Here is a 16781-nt window from a genome sequence, read left to right as displayed (position 1 = left end):
CGGGTTGCCCCGGAACCACCGAGGGGAAAGGTTACCAGCGCGTGCTGGCGGCTCCCAACCGGGGTCGGGAGCCGCCGTCGATCAGGCCGGGACGGCCTCCCGCCGGGGCTCGGCGGGCAGGTCGGGACGGCGCCCGGGCAGGAGCGTGACCGCCACGGCCAGCGCCGCGGCACCGGTGGCCATCACGAGGGCGCCGGCCACACCGGCCGAGGTCTCGATCAGCGCGCCACCGACCGCAGCGCCGATCGCCGAGGCACCGAAGGTCACGGTCGACAGCCAGGTGAACGCCTCGGTGACCGCCGACGCGGGGGCGATCGACCCGACGAGCGAGCTCTGCACGGTGAGGGTGGGGGCGATCGCCGTCCCGCCGAGGAAGAGCAGCGCGCCCAGCACCCACGGGTCGGAGATGGCCGCCAACGGCGCGAGGCCGATCGTCACGCCCAGCAGGCACCAGCGGTACTGGCGGGGCAGCGAGGCGCTGACCACGCGGGCGCCGAACCAGAGGCCACCCCCGGCAGAGCCCAGTGCCCACACGGCCAGCAGCAGGCCGGAGATGCCGGGCGCCCCCGCCGCGTCGGCGAACGCCGGCACCGCGACCTCGAGCCCGCCGACGCCGAACATCAGTGCGGTGCCGCTGAGCAGGACGCGCGGCATGCCCGGCGTGGTCACCGTCGACAGCAGCCGCCGCGACTCCGCGACCACCGGCCGCCAGGCACGCATCGGTGCACTCGTGGCGATCCCGAGAGCGCCGAGGACGCCCAGCACGCCGGCGAGCCCGAGGGCGATCGCCGGGCCGGCGACGAACGTCAGAGCCGCGACCAGGGTGGGTCCGGCGACGAAGACCAGCTCGGTGGCGGTCGCGTCCAGGGCGTAGGCCGTGGGGCGGACGCGGACGTCGACCCGCGACCAGAGCGCCCGCACCGTGCCGGAGACCAGCGGGGTGCTGGCGCCGACCGCGGCCGCGGCGGCGAACACCCACGGCAGCGGCGCACGGCCCAGGACGGCGGCGGCCACGAGCGCCAGCAGCAGCGGGTAGCCCACGGACTGGGCGAACAGCACCAGCCGAGGGCTGCGCCGGTCGGCCAGCCGGCCCAGCACCGGGGCCATCACCGCGGTGGCGATGCCGTACGTGGCCGAGACACCGCCGGCGATCGCGTACGACCCGGTCTGCTCCTGCACCATGAGCAGCAGCGCGAGCGGCACCATGGAGGACGGCAGTCGCCCGGCGAAGCCGGCGAGCAGGAGCACCGGGGCGGACGGCAACCGCCACACGGCGAGGTACGAACGCATGACTGGCTCACTTCGAGACGTGCGAGAAGGGAATGTGTAGGCGGTCAGATGCTGTTCACCGCCTACAGGTTCCGGAGGTTACGGACCAACGAGTAGGGAGTCAAATGGACTACGACACCTACGGGTCGAACGCTGTCGAACTGGCCATCGACCTGGCCAACGCCGACCGCGACGACCCGGACTGGGTGCGGGTGTTCCTCGACGCCCACGACGAGTGGTTCACCGACGGGACGTCGCTGGAGCTGCGCCCCGCCGAGGCCGGCGCGGTGGCGCAGACGTCGTCCCTGGCGCGTGACGTCGCGGAGGCCGACAGCGAACCGGAGGTGATGGCGCGCCTGAACGCCCTGCTGGCCCTGGCCTCCCCGAAGCCCTATGCCACCGACCACGACGGCGAGCTGCACCTGCACTACGCCCGCCCCGACGCCGGTGTGGTCGAGCAGCTGACGACGACGGTGGCGATGGGCCTGTCCCAGGTCGTGGTGCAGCACGGCTGGCAGCGCCTGGGCGCCTGCTCGGCCGAGGGGTGCGGGCACGTGTACGTCGACACCTCGCGCAACGCCAGCCGGCGGTACTGCTCGAACACCTGCGCGAGCCGCTCCACGGTGGCCGCGTACCGCGCCCGCCAGCGCACCTGAGGACGACGCCGGGTGCTCCATCCCCGTCACTGGGACGCGCTGTTGCTCGAGCGCGTGGGCCGACTGCCCGCGACCCCGGTCGACCGGTGGCTGCGCCGACTGTCGACCACCGCGGACCACGGCAAGCTATGGGCGTTGATCGGCGTCGTCCTCGCGCTGCAGCCCGGACAGCCGCGCCGCGCCGCCGTGCGCGGGCTGGGTTCGATGGCCGTGTCGAGCGCGCTGGTGAACGCCGTCGTCAAGCGGGTGTTCAGCCGGGTCCGGCCAGACCTGGCGGCCACACAGGGCGAGCGGGCGCTGCGCCGGGCTCCGCGCAGCTCGTCCTTCCCGAGCGGACACGCGGCGTCCGCGGCGGCCTTCGCGACGGGGGTCGCACTGGAGAGCCCGGCGACCGGGGCGTTGATCGCGCCGCTGGCGCTCGGCGTGGGCTACTCACGGGTGCACGTGGGCGTGCACTACCCGGGGGACGTGCTCGCCGGGATGGCGTTGGGCTGCGGCGTCGCGCTGGCCAGCCGGCACTGGCGGACGGTGCCGACCCAGCCGATCCCCCGGTGACCGACGCCACGCGTCGCCGGCCCCGCCGTCCACGCGACGTGTCGCCGGCCCGGCCGTCCACGCCGGCAGGACGGGACCGGGCCACGCTGGGCGCGGTCGCCAGCGGCTGACCCGCGGTCACCACCGGCTGACCGTGCACTGCATCCAGCGGTACTTGTGCTCTGGCTGCACTGCTGCACCAGAGCACAAGCGTCCACAGTTCGACCTTCTGGGCGACGCGGCGAGCCGCTGACCTGCGTACTCTCCTCACGACTTCAGTCGGGTGGCGCAGGGAGGACGACGCATGCGGCCGGTTCGGGCAGCTGTGACAGCGGCCGTGGCGATCGCCGTGCTCGGCGGCTGCTCACGCGGGGAAACGGCGAACGAGACCCTGCCCGAGGCCCCGCCGTCAGCGACCGAGACCAGCGAGGCACTCCCACCCCTCGGCCCACCCGACCTCCCCATGCCCCCCGAAGCCCGCGAGCAGACCGAGGCCGGTGCCGCAGCCTTCGTTCGGTACTACATGGACGTCTACAACAACGCACAGTCGTCAATGGACCCCACCTACTTAGACCAGTTCAGCCAAGACTGTGAAACCTGCAATCGAATTGCGGCTGAAATCAGCTCCGACGCATCACTGGGCTACGCATATCGTGGCGGTCAGGTCTCGGTTGATTACATTGACACGACCGAACCAGAAGACATGACCGTCGAGGCTGTGTTTTCAATGACTCAAGCGCCGCTAACCGTTGTGGACGCAACTGGACAGCCGGTTGCAGATTTGACGTTCGGCGAGCGAAGCAGTCCGGGCTCTGGCGCGATCCTCGCGTGGAGTCAGACCGACCAGACTTGGGTTCTGAACCAGTGGGACGTCGCCTAGGCAGGAGGGCGGCCAGCGTCCTCGTCGTAGCCGCCGCCACTGCCATATTTGCAACAGCCCTTGGCCAGCTGGCAATTGCGGCATGTCGGGGTGCCGAGTGCCCCGAGGTGAGACTTGATTCCGGCGCCGTGAACTTGATCGCCGAGGACGTCACCGGCCCTGACGCGGAGGGCCGGTACACGGCACACCGAACTAAGGCCGACACCCCCCCGTTGTATACCTGGCGACTCCAGTCTCTTTGCCAAGTCGACGATGCACTCTTTGGGGGCTGCCAACCCGGAGCGCAGACGTGCCCCGCCCAAGAGGGTCGGGTAATCAGCTATTACGTGGTGCAGCGCCAACGACTTGTACAGCCTGACGGACTCCCCGTGGATGGGGCAGCGCCGCCGGCCGGCGCCACTCCCGGCACGGGTTACGGCCCTTGGGGGACCGTTGCGAACGCCTGTGTCGATGTCACGGATCTGAATCCGCCGCCGTCGCCGGCGGAGATCTTCCGGTACTTCGAGACGCTGCCACTCCCCCAGCTGACCACCCGCCAGCAGCCACCGGGCGAGGCGCTGGTCGGCCTGCCGGTCATCTTCTTCACCGACAGCCCGACGACCCAGATCTTCACGGTCGACATCCGCGGGTTCGACGTCCTGATCACCGCGAACGCGGTGAGCTACACCTGGCGCACCGGCGACGGGACGACCCTGACCACCACCGACCCGGGCGCCCCCTACCCCGACCACACGATCAGCCACGAGTACTCCTCGGGCACCTACACGGCCTCCCTCACCACCACCTGGGGCGCGACCTACTCGGTCGACGGCGGGGTGAGCGCCGACGTCCCCGGCACCACGACCACCGATGGCGCACCGGCCACCTTCACCGTCCGCCAGGCCCGCTCGGTGCTCACCAGTCCCTACGACTGACAGCCCCGGCGGGACGTCGACCACCCGTCAGGTCCGCCGGGGCCGCCAGGCCGACGTCGCGGCCAGCAGCAGCAGGGCGGCCACCGCCTCCCCGCCCTCCTCCACGTAGGTCGCCACCGCCAGTGCCACCGGCGAGACCGACACCGACCTCACCGCCTCGGTCACCTGGTCCAGCCCCAGCACCGCGACCGCGCAGCCGGCCAGCGCCAGGGTGACCGGGGTCGCGCCGCGCACCGCCCAGCGTCGTCCGGCCCGCCACAGCAGCGGCAGGCCGATCACCGACAGCAGCACGCCCCCGACCAGCGTCGTGTACCTGCCGCCGCCCTGCTCCACCGTCGACGAGGCGCTGACCGCCTTCGCGGTCCCGAGCACGACGCCGACACCCACGACCGCCGCCCACCACCACCGCGCCCGCCCCGTCGACCGGACGGCGGCGAGCGCGGCCAGCAACCCGACGGCCAGGAACACCGCGGCCGTGAACAGCCGCGGCAGCGCCCCCGCCCCGTCCAACGCGACGAACCGGGACCACCCGGCGGCCGGGCACCGGCCCACCGCACAGCGCACCTCGACCAACAGAGCGACGGTGAACAGCAGTCCGCCGACCGACGCCGGGGCCAGCACCCACCGGGCCGGACGCGGGCGCTCGGCCGGCGGTGACGGCCGCGCTCCCCACACCTCGCCCGTCACAGGACCATCCTCCCGACCCACCTGTGTCACCCGCACGACCGCCGGGCGTCCTCCGTGCGCGATCCCCCAACAGCGATCACCGAGGTTGGTCAGGTTCTGCCGTGCGGAGAACGGCTGGACCACCGCCGCTGACCAGTACGAAGTACATGTGATCGTCGCTGTCGTTGCCCTGTCGTGGGCCGCCGTGTCCGGAGTCGTCGCACTCGTCATCGGCGGGTGCGTCCGCATGGCCGATGAGCGTGCCCCGTTCACCGACCACCTGGCCGGTCTGCCCGCCGACCTGACGGTCGACGACATCCTGGGCGCACGCAGCCCGCAGCCCAGCCACTGACCCCGGTCCCCCTCGCGGGGACCGAGCCCACGGGCGGCCGCAGCCGCTCGCCCGGCGGTGATCGCCACTTCTCACTACGGTTCCGATGCAGCGGTTGTCCTGGCGCTGACCAGGGCACTGCACCGCTGACGTCACCGATGGGAAGAGGTTCCAGATGTTGGTCCGCCGGATCGCCCGGCCGATGCTCGCCGCCACGTTCATCTACGGAGGGATCAACACCCTCCGGAACCCGCAGTCGCGCGTGCCCGGTGCAGCACCGATCGTCGAACAGATCACCGAGATCGCTGACAAGCAGCTCCCCGTCGAGGTCCCTCGCGACGTCGAGCAGTGGGTCAAGATCAACGCCGGGGTGCACGTGGGCGCCGGCTCGCTGCTGGCCCTCGGCCGGTTCCCCCGCTTCTCCGCCCTCGCGCTGGCCACCTCCCTGGTGCCCACCACGCTGGCCGGCCACCGCTTCTGGGAGCACGAGGACCCCAAGGAGCGCTTCGGGCAGACCAGCAACTTCGTCAAGAACGTCGGCATCATGGGCGGCCTGCTGCTCGCCGCCGTGGACACCGAGGGCAAGCCGTCGGTGGGCTGGCGCGCCAAGCGCACCGCCGGCATGGCAGCCGCCGCAGCCGAGGCCAGCTACACCAAGGCCTCGAAGCGGGCCGCCAAGGCCCAGAAGCGGGCCACCAAGCAGGCGAAGAAGCTCACGCACTGAGCTGACCGCATGAGCACGGCACTCACGCCCGCGGGCGCGCTCCGGAGGATCGCCTTCCTCCTGGAACGCGCCCGCGAGCCGTCCTACCGCGTCCAGGCCTTCCGGACGGCGGCCACCGTCGTCGCCGCCCTGGACGACGCCGAGCTCGACCGCCGGGTCGCGACCCGGACCCTCACCGACCTCAAGGGCATCGGCGACAAGACCGCCACGGTCGTCCTCGAGGCCCACCGGGGCGAGCTGCCGGCCTACCTGGCCAAGCTCGAGGAGGCGCACGCCGAACTGACCCCGCTGGCCGACGACGCCGCGGCGCTGCGGGCCGCGCTGAAGGGCGACCTGCACGCCCACTCCGACTGGTCCGACGGCGGCAGCTCCATCCGGGAGATGGCCGAGGCCGCGATCGGCATCGGCCACGAGTACCTCGCCCTGACCGACCACTCCCCCCGGCTCACCGTGGCCAACGGCCTCACCCCCGAACGGCTGGAGCAGCAGCTGGACGTGGTCGCCGCACTCAACGAGGAGCTGGCGCCCTTCCGCATCCTCACCGGCATCGAGTGCGACATCCTCGTCGACGGCTCCCTCGACCAGACCGACGAACTGCTGGGCCGGCTGGACGTCGTCGTCGCGAGCGTGCACTCCGAGCTCCGCGCACCCCGCGCCCAGATGACCGAGCGGATGCTGGCCGCGGTCGCCAACCCGCACACCGACGTCCTCGGGCACTGCACGGGCCGGCTGGTCATCGGCCGCAAGCAGCGCAACGGCACCCAGCGCCCCCGGCCGGAGAGCGAGTTCGACGCCGACGCCGTCTTCCGGGCCTGCGTCGAGCACGGGACGGCGGTGGAGATCAACTCCCGCCCGGAGCGCCTCGACCCGCCCCGGCGGCTGCTCAGCCAGGCCGTGGAGCTGGGCTGCGACTTCGCCATCGACACCGACGCCCACGCCCCCGGTCAGCTCGACTGGCAGGACGCCGGCTGCGCCCGGGCGGTGGAGTGCGGGGTCCCGGCCGACCGGGTGATCAACACCCGCTCAGCGGAGGAGCTGCTGGCCCGCACGCACGGCTGAGCGCGACGGCAACTGCCACATCGAGCCCAGCAGCACGTCCAGCGCCGGGTCGAAGCGGTCCAGTCCGCCGCCGGGGTAGGGCGTGAGCTCGCCGAACCAGACCCGGCCGGCGACGTCGTACAGGTCGACCCGGATGAAGTCGAACGCCGCTCCCAGTGCCTCGGCGACCTCGGTCAGCTGCGGCAGCGAGGCGGGCGGCGCGGTCACCGGCCCCGGGGCGACCGCCTCGTCGACGTCGACCGGTGTCCAGTCCGGGGTGTACAACCGCCGCCGGTGCGCACCGAACCGCCCGGTGTCCACCTGGACCAGCCGCAGCCGGCCGTCGAAGACGAACAGCTTGTGGTCGGCCGGCACCTCGTCGGCCGCGCCGAGGAACTCCTCGACCAGCAGCATCCGCCGCGCCTGGCGGTAGACCCACTCGCCACGGTCCCGGTACAGCGGCTCATCCAGCCACCCCGCGGTGACCCGGCGCAGCTGGTCGACGTCCGGGCGGCCGACGCCGACGTGCACCCGCATGGTGCCGTGGTTGGGCTTGAGCACCCAGCGGTCGGGCAGGTCGACCCGGGCGAGGTCGGCGACGTCCACGCCCGCCCACAGCACCCGGGGCACGTCCAGGGTGGGGAGCACCGCGGCGGCGTAGCGCTTCATCGCGAGCTTGTCGCCCAGCTGCCCGATCAGCGGCCGCCGGTCGTGCACCACCCGCCAGTTGACCTTCTCGGTGAAGGTCCGCGGCGGGCGGGCCGGCGGGCGTCCGTGGGCCTGCCGGTAGAGCACCGCGCGCTTCGCCGGCAGTGGCAGCCGGCGGACGACGGCCGGGGACACCCGCTCTGCTGCCCAGCTGCCTGCCACGACCGGAGAGTCTGGTGCAGCGGCCGCCGAGGGCGACTCCTAGGGTCGAGCAGTGACCACGCCAGGAGACCTGCACTGAGCTCGACGCCCTTCCCCGAGTTGCCCGCCGGCGTCGGTTTCGTCGCCAAGGACCCCTGGCACCCCGCCATCCGGCGCGAGCACATGATCGCCACCGAGCTGGCCCACCGCGGTGTGCCGATCCGGTTCGTCCAGGCACCCGCCGACTGGCGACGGGTGCGCAGCGACCCCGGCAACTGGTGGGCGCACCTGCCGGCCGGCCGGTTCACCGAGGTGGCACCGGGGATCACCGTCTCCGAGCGCTCGACGTTGCTGCCCGGGCTGCGGGGACCGGTGGCCGAGCGGGTCGACGCCGCCCTGCTCGGCCGCTTCCTGCGCCGCTCCTCCTGGCAGGAGTCGCTGACGGTGTTCATGCTGCCCTGGGAGTGGCGGGCGGCCCGCTCGATCGGCGGCCGGGCGGTGTTCGACTGCACCGACGACTGGGCCCGGCTGCTGCCGCAGGCCCGGGGGCTCCACGAGCAGCTCCGCCGGATCGCCGACGAGGCGGACGAGGTGATCGTGGTGAACCAGGTCCTCGCCGACCTGTTCCCCGGTCGCACCCCGGTCGTCGTCCCCAACGGCACCGACGAGGCGCTGCTGGACGCGCCCCGGTCGGTGGAACGGCGGGCGCGGCACGCGGTCTACGTCGGGAGCATCGCCGAGCGGTTCGACGTCGACCTGGTGCGTGCGGTGCTCACCCTGCTGCCGGAGTGGACGCTGACCGTCCACGGGCAGCTGGTCTTCCCACTGCGGGCGGGCGCCGCGGCCGAGCGCTTCCTGGCACTGGAGCAGGAGACCGGGGGCCGGTTCCGGTACGCCGGGCCGGTCTCCCGCGCGGAGCTGCCCGCGGTGCTCGACTCCGCGGCCGTGGCCCTGGTGCCCGACGTGGCCAGCCGGGCGCTGGGCCAGTCGTCGATGAAGACCTACGACTACTGCGCGCGGGGCGTCCCGGTGGTGGCCAGCGCCGGCCACCTGGAGCACTCCAGCGACGCACCGCCGCACAGCTACGTCGCCGACGGCGCGGCGGAGATGGCCGCGGCGATGGAGGCAACCGCGGACGAGCCGGTGGGCTGGGCCCTCGACCGGGTCCGCTGGGCCGCCGAACGCACCTGGGACCGGCGGACCGACGCCTGGCTGGACGCCGCGCTGGGTGATCGTCTGCCCGATGTGACGGGTGTGCACCCGTCATGAACTCGCAACGGACACCGACCGTGTGTCGCTGTTCACTGCGCCACAGCCGGGCCCTAGCTTCTCCGCCATGACGCGTACTGCACACGCTCCGGTCGCTGGCCCCGTCCACTCCGCCCGCTCGCTCGCCGACGCCCTGCAGTCCGGTTTCGCCGCCCAACGGGCCGCGGACGAGCGCACCCCGCGCGAGCTGGTCGCGGCTGCGACCCGCTGACCCCCGCCGCGACCGGGCGTCGCGGAGGCGCTGGCCGGCCGCACCACGGTCGGTGACCACCCGCCGACCGGCACCCGTTCGGGTCACCCCAGGCGAGTGACGGAGTTCATCGACTGTTGACGCTCCGTGCCCTTCCGCCGCGGGCCGGTGGGCTCCACACTCTGCGCGTGCGCTTCCTCGCATCGCCACCCCCCGGCTCGGCCGTCGGCCTGCAGCCGGTCAGCAGCCGACCCTCGCCGGTGCACCTGCACCGGTACCGGCGCACCGGTGACGACCCGTTCAGCGGTGCGTCGCTCTACGCCTGCCGCTGCGGGGTCGTCCGCCCCGGCATGTGACGGCGCACCCGGCCGGGTGACGTCCCGACCGGTTCGGTCCGGCCGCACGGCGCTTGCCAGACTCCCTGCATGGCACAGACGCGGGCCCGACTCACCGACACCGAGCTCGCCGCGCTCGCGCGGTACGGCTTCGACCTCGTGGCCGGCGCGCCCGCCGTCCCCCCGGCCGCCGAGCTGGAGGACGCCGAGGGCGTGCTGGTCGCCACCCGGGACGACGGCGGGCTGACCGTCCGGGAGATCCCCCGCTGGCGCGCCCCGTCCACCGTCCGCGCCGAGCTGGCGCAGCGCGGCTGGTCGGCGCCCCGCGCATGGGTGGGCAGCCCCCCGGCCGAGGGGACCGACCTGCCCGGGCAGTTGCTCGTGCTGCTCCCCGCAGCCGGCACCTCCCCCGACTCCGCGGCACTGTCGCTGGGGGCGGCGGCCTGGGCGCCGTGGGCCGGGGGCCGTGACCTGGTCGTCGTCCCCGTGCCGGTGACCGCGAGCGCACCGGAGGCCGGCTGGGCCGAGGTCGCCGCCGCCTACGGCGCCGAGCTGCTGGGCAGCCGGACGGACGAGGCGCAGCTGCACACCGGCGGCCGGGTGGTGATGTTCACCGGGCTCTCCGGCGCCGGGAAGTCGACGATCGCCGGGCGCCTGGTGGAGCTGCTGCTGGAGGCCGGCCGGACGGTCACGCTGCTGGACGGCGACGAGGTGCGCACCCACCTGTCGGCCGGGCTCGGCTTCTCCCAGGCCGACCGGGACACCAACGTGCGCCGGATCGGCTGGGTGGCCGCGCAGATCGCCAAGCACGGTGGGCTGGCCGTGTGCGCCCCGATCGCCCCCTACGCCGCGACCCGCGCCGATGCCCGCCGGCTGGTGGAGGAGCAGGCCGGGCCGGGGTCGTTCCTGCTGGTGCACGTGGCCACCCCGCTCGCCGAGTGCGAGGCCCGGGACCGCAAGGGGCTGTACGCCAAGGCGCGGCGCGGGGAGATCCCCGCCTTCACCGGGATCAGCGATCCCTACGAGGAGCCCACGGACGCCGAGCTCACCATCGACACCCGGGAGTCCAGCCCGGAGGAGAGCGCCCGGCAGGTGCTGGCGCACCTCATCGGGAGCTGACGGTCAGGAGCCGGGCCAGCCCGGCAGCCGGTCGGGCCCGGTGCGCCAGGCCGGCAGCACGCCGGGGGCGTCCACGGTCTCGGCGTCGGCGCGGCGGCGGAGCGCCCAGTCGGCCGGGAGCACCAGCCGGGGGGCGACCCCCACGAGGACGGCGGTGAGCACGGCAACCGCACCGACGACCTCACCGCTCTCCTCGACGAACGTGGCGACGGCGGCCCACGGGAACGCGCCGGACGCCGACCCGACGAGGGAGGAGATGCCGGAGAGGACGACGGCGGCTGCGGCGTAGAGCGCGAAGGCGGCCATCACCCGCCGGCGGTCACGCCGCTCGGTGCGGCTGAGCCACCAGAGCACCGCGAGGGTCAGTGCGGCCAGGACGGTGCTGAGGACGGCGGCCAGCACCGGCCGGCCGGCCAGACCGGTGGTCTCCAGCGCCTGGACGTGCACGGTCCCGCCGCCCTTCACCTGCGCGACCAGCGCGGCGACCACGCCGACACCCAGCCACCACGGCCGGCGCTCGGTGGCGCGGGCGGCGCCGACGAAGGCGGCCACGGCCGCTGCGGCGAGCAGGGCGGTGACCCACATCCGGGGCACCGACAGCGGGGCGTCCATGGACAGGTAGCGGGCGAGGCCCCGGTCGTTGCCGACGATCCGCAGGCCGAGGCCGACGGACTCCAGGGTGACGCCGACGCCGATCAGCGCGGCGGCCAGCGGCGGCACGGGGAGCCGGCGTCGGCGGGGGCGGGCCCGGGCGGGGCGGGGCGCGGTCGGCAGCAGGCCGTCCTGCGCCCGCGAGCGCTCGTCGGCGATCCGCAGCGCCATGCCCAGCGGCACGGCGACGACCACCGCGAGCGTCGTCCACCCGACGAGCACCCATCCCCACCACGGCATGTCCTCGTGATCGGCAGGTCCGCACCGGTACTTGACCGGGTCGGGGCTGCCGATTCCGGAGGGATCAGCTCCGGTCGCCTCCCGCCGCGTCGGCCAGGGCCGCGAGCAGTTGGTCGGCGAACTCGGGGCGGCAGATGAGCAGGTCGGGCAGGTAGGGGTCGGGCCGGTTGTAGCGGAGCGGGGAGCCGTCGAGCCGGCTGGTGTGCAGCCCGGCAACCCGGGCCACCGCGACGGGCGCGGCGGAGTCCCACTCGTACTGGCCGCCGCCGTGCACGTAGGCGTCGGTCGCCCCGCGGACGACGGACATCGCCTTGACCCCGGCCGAGCCCATGGCCACCGGCTCGGCCGCGAGCTGCGCGACGAGGTCGGCGACCAGGGCCGGCGGCCGGCTGCGGCTCACCGCCAGGCGCAGCGGACCGTCCGGGCGGGCCGGCGGCGGCTCGACGGCGGAGGTGCCCAGGGTCGTGCCCTCGGCCGGCAGCGCGACGGCACCGGCGACGAGCTCGCCCCGCTCCCAGAGCGCGACGTGCACCGCCCAGTCGGTGCGCTCCAGCTCGGAGAACTCCCGGGTGCCGTCGAGCGGGTCGACGATCCAGACCCGGTCGGCGGTGAGCCGGGCGGGGTCGTCGGCGGCCTCCTCGGAGAGCACGGCGTCCCCCGGTCGCAGCGCGCCCAGCTGCTCGGCCAGCCAGCGGTGGGACTCGCCGTCGCCGGCGGCCTTGCGCGCCGCGGCGTCGGCGAAGTCCCGGCTGCGCACGGTGAGCAGCAGCTCGCCGGCCCGGGTGGCCAGCGTGCGGGCGAGGTCGTGATCGGTGCCGGTCAACGTCGGTCTCCGTCCGGAGGAGGGTGGGTGCCATCCTCCGACCCCGCACCGCGGCGTCGCCGTGAGGGTCTGGTCAGTAGGCCCCGGAGCCGCGGAACACCGCACCCAGGGTCTTGCCCAGGATCATCAGGTCCAGGGCGAGCGACCAGTTCTCCACGTAGCGGACGTCGATCCGCACCGAGTCGTCCCAGGACAGGTCGGACCGGCCGCTGACCTGCCACAGGCCGGTGATCCCGGGCTTCACGAGCAGACGGCGCCGCATGTCGAAGCCGTACTGCTCGACCTCGCGGGTCACGTGCGGCCGCGGGCCGACCAGCGACATGGTGCCGCCGACGACGTTGAGCAGCTGCGGGAGCTCGTCCAGCGACCAGCGCCGCATGACGGCGCCCACCCGGGTGACCCGCGGATCGCGCCTCATCTTGAACTGGACGACGTTGCCCTCGTTCTGCGCCATCAGCGCCTCGATGTGCCGGTCGGCGTCGTCCACCATGCTGCGGAACTTCAGGACGCGGAACGGCTCGCCGGCGCGGCCGATCCGCTCGTGCCGGAAGAACACCGGGCCCCGGCTCGTGGTCTTGACCGCCAGGCCCAGCAGCAGCAGCACCGGGAGCAGCACCACGACGGCGGCCAGCGCGACCGACCGGTCGAAGACGTCCTTGGTGACCCGCCGCAGACCGCGGAACTCCGGCCGCTCCAGGTGCAGCAGCGGCAGGCCGTTGACCGGCCGGATGCCCACCCGCGGGCCGGCGAACTCGGTCACCGCCGGGGCGAGCAGCAGCTCGGCCTCCGTCGTCTCCAGGTCCCACCCGAGGCGGCGCAGCGCGGCGCCGTCCAGCTCGGGCGAGGGCAGCACGGCGACGGTGTCGACCTCGTACTTGCGGACGACGTCGGCGATGTCGGCGAAGCCGCCCAGCACCGGCAGCCCGTCGAAGACGGTCCCGGCGGGCGGGGCCGTCGGCAGGCAGACGCCGATCACCCGGAGGCCGTGCTGGGCCTGGCGGACCAGCTGGGCGTGCAGCTCCGCGGCGCCGTTGCGGTGGCCGACCAGGATCGCGGTCTGCTGGTACCGGCCGTGCGCACGTTGCCGGTGCAGCCAGGCGCGCTGGGCGTAGCGCTGCAGCAGGGTCAGCACGGTGGCCAGCGGCAGCGCGACCACGACGAAGCTGCGGGCGACCTCGAGCTTGAACGCCCAGGAGACGGTGCCGACGGAGGCCAGCAGCAGGGCCGCGGCGAAGAAGACCCGGCGGAACTCCTCGGGGCCGACCCAGAGGAAGCGCTCCTCGTAGCTGCGGCCGACCACCATCGCGGCCACCCAGACCAGCGGCAGGACGATGACCGGCCAGGGGGCGTGGTGCGCGGCGAGCGGCCCCTGCTCGGGCAGCAGCCGGCCGACCAGGGCGGCGAGCACGGCGACGAGGGCGTCGCCCAGCAGGATCCGGCGCACGTAGGTCTTCCGCCAGGCCCGGCGAGCCGCGGTGCCCTCGCCGCGGAGGCGCGCCGCGGACCAGAAGCGCCGGCGGGCGACGACGTCCGTCCGCGGCAGGACCTTCTCTTCGGGGGCTTCCAGCAGCGACAAGGTCCGGCTCCCGTACGTCGGTCGATCGGTGGTCACGTGCGACGCCTGGTCGCCGCCGGTCCGCCGGGGAACAGCTCGCCCCGACCGACCCGGGCGAACCTATGGTCGGCCCGCTCCGGTCGCCTAGCCCCGCTCCGGGACCACGAGCGGACCACGATCGGCCGCCGTGGAGTCGACCACACCGATGAGGACCGGACGTCGCTCCCCCGGTGCGGAGGGTGACGGCGCGCAGGAGGGTCCATACCGCCGTCAGCTGCCGTCCACCTGGTGTCATCCTCGTGAGATCGGTCACCATCTGGACGCTCGTGGTGTCCCTCGTCGAGGCCGCTGCCGGTGCCGCATGCTCGACCCGTGGGCGGACCCGAGAACCCGACGCTGCGCGTCCTGCACGTCAGCCAGCCGGTCGAGGCGGGGGTGGCCCGGGTCGTGGCCGGGCTGGTCGCCGACCAGCGCCGCCGCGGCTGGGAGGTCCTGGTGGCCTGCCCGGGCGAGGGCTGGCTGGCCGACACGGTCCGCGCGGCCGGTGCCCGGCTGCTGCCGTGGCGGGCGACCCGCTCGCCCGGCCCGTCGGTGCCCGGCGAGGCGGCGGCGCTGCGCCGGGTCGTGGCGGCCGCGGAGCCCCAGGTGGTGCACCTGCACAGCGCCAAGGCGGGGCTGGCCGGGCGACTGGCGGTCCGGGGCCGGCGGCCCACGGTGTTCCAGCCGCACGCCTGGTCGTTCGAGGCGGTCACCGGGCCGGTGCAGACCGCCTCCCGGGGGTGGGAGCGGTTCGCCCAGCGCTGGACCCACCTGACCCTCTGCGTCAGCGCGGCCGAGCTGGCGACCGGGCGGGCCGCGGGCCTGACCGGGCCGGCGGTGGTGGCGCCCAACGGCGTCGAGCCCGAGGTGTGGGCCCCGCAGGACCGGGAGACCGCCCGCGCCGCCCTCGGGCTCACGGCGGCGCCCACCGTGGTCTGCGTCGGGCGGCTGGCCCGGCAGAAGGGCCAGGACATGCTGCTCGCGGCCTGGCCGGGCGTGCGACGGGCCGTGCCGGACGCCCGGCTGGTGCTCGTCGGCACCGGCCCGGACGAGACCGCGCTGCGCGCCCGGGCCGACGACTCGGTCCGCTTCGCCCCCGGGGAGCGGCTGCCCGAGTGGTACGCCGCCGCCGACGTCGTCGCCGTCCCCTCCCGCTGGGAGGCCGGGCTGCCGCTGGTGGCGATGGAGGCGATGGCCGGTCAGCGCAGCGTGGTCGCCTTCGACGTCGCCGGCATCGGGGAGTCCCTCGGCGACGCGGGTGCGGCGGTCCCGGCGTTCGACGTCGAGGCGTTCGCCGCCGCGCTGACCGCCCGGCTGCTCGACCCGGCCGCGGCCGCCCAGGAGGCCGAGGTGGGCCGGGCGGTCGCGACCACCCGGTTCGCGGCGGCCACCTCGCAGGCCGCCGTCGCCGAGCACCTGCTCCGCCTGGCCGGGGCCCGATGAGCACGCGCGTGGGCCCGGCCCCCAGCGGGCGCGCACGGCGCCTGGTGTCCCGGGCGGTGCTGGCGAGCGCGCTGCTGGCGCTGTGTGCCGTCGGGCTCCCGGGGTCGACGGTGCCGCCCGGGACCACGCCCACGGCAGCCGCCACCGGTCCCGGCGCCGCGGAGGCCGTCGTGCCGGCCGGTGCTGCGCGGCAGGTGGTCGCGGTCGAGCGGTTCGGCGCCGTGGGCGACGGCGTCCGCGACGACACCGCCGCGCTGCAGAGAGCGCTGGACAGCGTGCCCACCGGGAGCACCTTGCGGCTGCGGGCGGGCGCGACCTACCTGCACTCCGACGTCCTCCGGGTGCGCACCCCCGGTCTCACGGTCACCGGCAAGGGCGCCACCGTCACCGCCACCCAGGAGACCCGGTCGGCCTTCCACGTCGACGCCGACCGGGTGGTGGTCGAGGGGGTCACCTTCGCCCTCCGGACCTCCACTCAGCGCTTCCACGCCTACGAGCAGATGAAGGTCCGGGTCTCCGCCGACGGCGTGGTGCTGCGCGACGTGCACGTCCGCGGTGCGGCGGCGGCCGGCTTCTACGTCGGCAACGGCTCCGGCGGGTTCCTGCTGGACCGGGTGACGGTCGACGGCAGCCGCGCCGACGGCGTGCACGTCACCGGCGGCGCGCACGACGGCCGGGTCGTCTCCCCCGTCACCACCGGCACCGGGGACGACGGGGTCGCCGTCGTCTCCTACCGGGCCGACGGGGTGCCGTGCGCGCGGGTGCAGATCACCTCGCCGACGGTGAACGGGACGACGTGGGGCCGGGGCATCTCCGTCGTCGGCGGGGACGACATCACGTACACCGACGTGGCGATCCGGGACACCGACGCCGCCGCGGTCTACGTCGGCAGTGAGGGCGACCCGTACTACACGTTCCCCTCGCGCCGGGTGCGGGTCACTCGCGGCACGGTGACCGGCGCCAACACCAACCCGGCCAAGGACCACGGCGCGGTGCTGGTCTACGCCGGCAACAGCGGCACCACGACCGCGGACGTCACGATCCGCGACCTGGCGGTCAGCGGCACCCGGGCCGGCGCCAGCTGGGACCTCGGGGTGCTGGCCGACCCGGGTGCGGGCGTCCAGCGGGTCACCCTCTCCGGGATCTCGCTCACCAGTGGCCCGCCGCGGCCGTTCTACACGAACGTGCCCTCGGCGGTGCGGCTGATCGGCGTCCGGGACGACGGCTCCCCTGTCCCCGAGAAGCGCGGCTGGTGA

Annotated in this window: 18 protein-coding genes; 12 read left to right on the top strand and 6 right to left on the bottom strand. The window is 74.5% G+C overall.

Going from position 1 to position 16781, the window contains the following annotated elements; translation table 11 throughout:
- Positions 1-81: 81 nt before the first annotated feature.
- Positions 82-1290, bottom strand: a complete 1209-nt coding sequence (locus tag O2W15_RS18635; protein ID WP_269180473.1) for an MFS transporter — start codon at positions 1288-1290, stop codon at positions 82-84.
- 104 nt (positions 1291-1394) lie between these two features.
- Here O2W15_RS18635 and O2W15_RS18630 point away from each other — a divergent pair, with 104 nt between their 5' ends.
- The 4 genes from O2W15_RS18630 (at position 1395) to O2W15_RS18615 (ending at position 4253) form a co-directional block, all read left to right on the top strand.
- On the top strand, positions 1395-1925 hold the full coding sequence (locus O2W15_RS18630) for a CGNR zinc finger domain-containing protein (protein WP_269180472.1): 531 nt from the start codon (positions 1395-1397) through the stop codon (positions 1923-1925).
- A gap of 12 nt (positions 1926-1937) precedes the next feature.
- Entirely contained in the window at positions 1938-2480 is a 543-nt protein-coding gene (locus O2W15_RS18625) for a phosphatase PAP2 family protein (protein WP_269180471.1), read from the top strand.
- A gap of 316 nt (positions 2481-2796) precedes the next feature.
- Positions 2797-3339 (top strand): DUF6318 family protein, encoded by a 543-nt coding sequence (locus O2W15_RS18620; protein ID WP_269180470.1) that lies wholly within the window; start codon positions 2797-2799, stop codon positions 3337-3339.
- Positions 3340-3707: 368 nt separating this feature from the next.
- Positions 3708-4253, top strand: a complete 546-nt coding sequence (locus tag O2W15_RS18615) for a hypothetical protein (RefSeq protein WP_269180469.1) — start codon at positions 3708-3710, stop codon at positions 4251-4253.
- A 27-nt stretch (positions 4254-4280) separates the two neighbouring features.
- Here the strand turns inward: O2W15_RS18615 and O2W15_RS18610 are convergent, their stop codons facing one another.
- Positions 4281-4940: a hypothetical protein gene (locus O2W15_RS18610; protein ID WP_269180468.1), complete on the bottom strand. Its 660-nt coding sequence runs from the start codon at positions 4938-4940 to the stop codon at positions 4281-4283.
- A gap of 485 nt (positions 4941-5425) precedes the next feature.
- On the opposite strand from O2W15_RS18610, the gene O2W15_RS18605 reads away from it, so the two are divergent.
- Both O2W15_RS18605 and O2W15_RS18600 read left to right on the top strand, forming a co-directional pair.
- Positions 5426-5974 carry a DoxX family protein gene (locus O2W15_RS18605; RefSeq protein ID WP_036341328.1) on the top strand — a complete coding sequence of 183 codons (549 nt, stop codon included), beginning with the start codon at positions 5426-5428 and terminating at the stop codon, positions 5972-5974.
- A gap of 9 nt (positions 5975-5983) precedes the next feature.
- Positions 5984-7033: a PHP domain-containing protein gene (locus O2W15_RS18600; protein WP_269180467.1), complete on the top strand. Its 1050-nt coding sequence runs from the start codon at positions 5984-5986 to the stop codon at positions 7031-7033.
- Here the strand turns inward: O2W15_RS18600 and O2W15_RS18595 are convergent.
- Positions 6998-7882, bottom strand: a complete 885-nt coding sequence (locus tag O2W15_RS18595; RefSeq protein WP_269180466.1) for an ATP-grasp fold amidoligase family protein — start codon at positions 7880-7882, stop codon at positions 6998-7000. The two genes, O2W15_RS18600 and O2W15_RS18595, sit on opposite strands and share 36 nt — an antisense overlap.
- Before the next feature lie 99 nt (positions 7883-7981).
- Here O2W15_RS18595 and O2W15_RS18590 point away from each other — a divergent pair, with 99 nt between their 5' ends.
- The 4 genes from O2W15_RS18590 (at position 7982) to cysC (ending at position 10774) form a co-directional block, all read left to right on the top strand.
- On the top strand, positions 7982-9130 hold the full coding sequence (locus O2W15_RS18590; RefSeq protein WP_269180465.1) for a glycosyltransferase: 1149 nt from the start codon (positions 7982-7984) through the stop codon (positions 9128-9130).
- 67 nt (positions 9131-9197) lie between these two features.
- Positions 9198-9341: a hypothetical protein gene (locus O2W15_RS18585; protein ID WP_269180464.1), complete on the top strand. Its 144-nt coding sequence runs from the start codon at positions 9198-9200 to the stop codon at positions 9339-9341.
- Between the two features lie 167 nt (positions 9342-9508).
- The gene (locus O2W15_RS18580) at positions 9509-9676 is read left to right on the top strand and encodes a hypothetical protein (protein WP_269180463.1); all 168 of its coding nucleotides are present in this window, start codon (positions 9509-9511) and stop codon (positions 9674-9676) included.
- Positions 9677-9745: 69 nt separating this feature from the next.
- A complete protein-coding gene (gene cysC, locus O2W15_RS18575; RefSeq protein WP_269180462.1) occupies positions 9746-10774 on the top strand; it encodes an adenylyl-sulfate kinase in 1029 nt (342 codons plus the stop codon).
- 3 nt (positions 10775-10777) lie between these two features.
- On the opposite strand, the gene O2W15_RS18570 is transcribed toward cysC, so the two are convergent.
- From O2W15_RS18570 to O2W15_RS18560, 3 genes are all read right to left on the bottom strand, one after another.
- A complete protein-coding gene (locus O2W15_RS18570) occupies positions 10778-11665 on the bottom strand; it encodes a hypothetical protein (protein ID WP_269180461.1) in 888 nt (295 codons plus the stop codon).
- Between the two features lie 64 nt (positions 11666-11729).
- On the bottom strand, positions 11730-12488 hold the full coding sequence (locus tag O2W15_RS18565; protein ID WP_269180460.1) for a 3'(2'),5'-bisphosphate nucleotidase CysQ: 759 nt from the start codon (positions 12486-12488) through the stop codon (positions 11730-11732).
- Positions 12489-12561: 73 nt separating this feature from the next.
- Positions 12562-14064 (bottom strand): sugar transferase, encoded by a 1503-nt coding sequence (locus tag O2W15_RS18560; RefSeq protein ID WP_269180459.1) that lies wholly within the window; start codon positions 14062-14064, stop codon positions 12562-12564.
- Positions 14065-14415: 351 nt separating this feature from the next.
- On the opposite strand from O2W15_RS18560, the gene O2W15_RS18555 reads away from it, so the two are divergent.
- Both O2W15_RS18555 and O2W15_RS18550 read left to right on the top strand, forming a co-directional pair.
- Positions 14416-15525, top strand: a complete 1110-nt coding sequence (locus tag O2W15_RS18555) for a glycosyltransferase (protein WP_269180458.1) — start codon at positions 14416-14418, stop codon at positions 15523-15525.
- Positions 15522-16781, top strand: coding sequence for a glycosyl hydrolase family 28-related protein (locus tag O2W15_RS18550; protein WP_269180457.1), 1260 nt, complete (start codon positions 15522-15524; stop codon positions 16779-16781). Before O2W15_RS18555 ends, O2W15_RS18550 begins: the two co-directional genes overlap by 4 nt.

It is taken from the genome of Modestobacter sp. VKM Ac-2979 (genome assembly GCF_026967995.1).
Classification (GTDB): Bacteria; Actinomycetota; Actinomycetes; order Mycobacteriales; family Geodermatophilaceae; genus Modestobacter.
The sequence above is the reverse complement of the archived record's forward strand: the minus strand, read 5'-3'. Positions and strand labels throughout refer to the sequence as shown.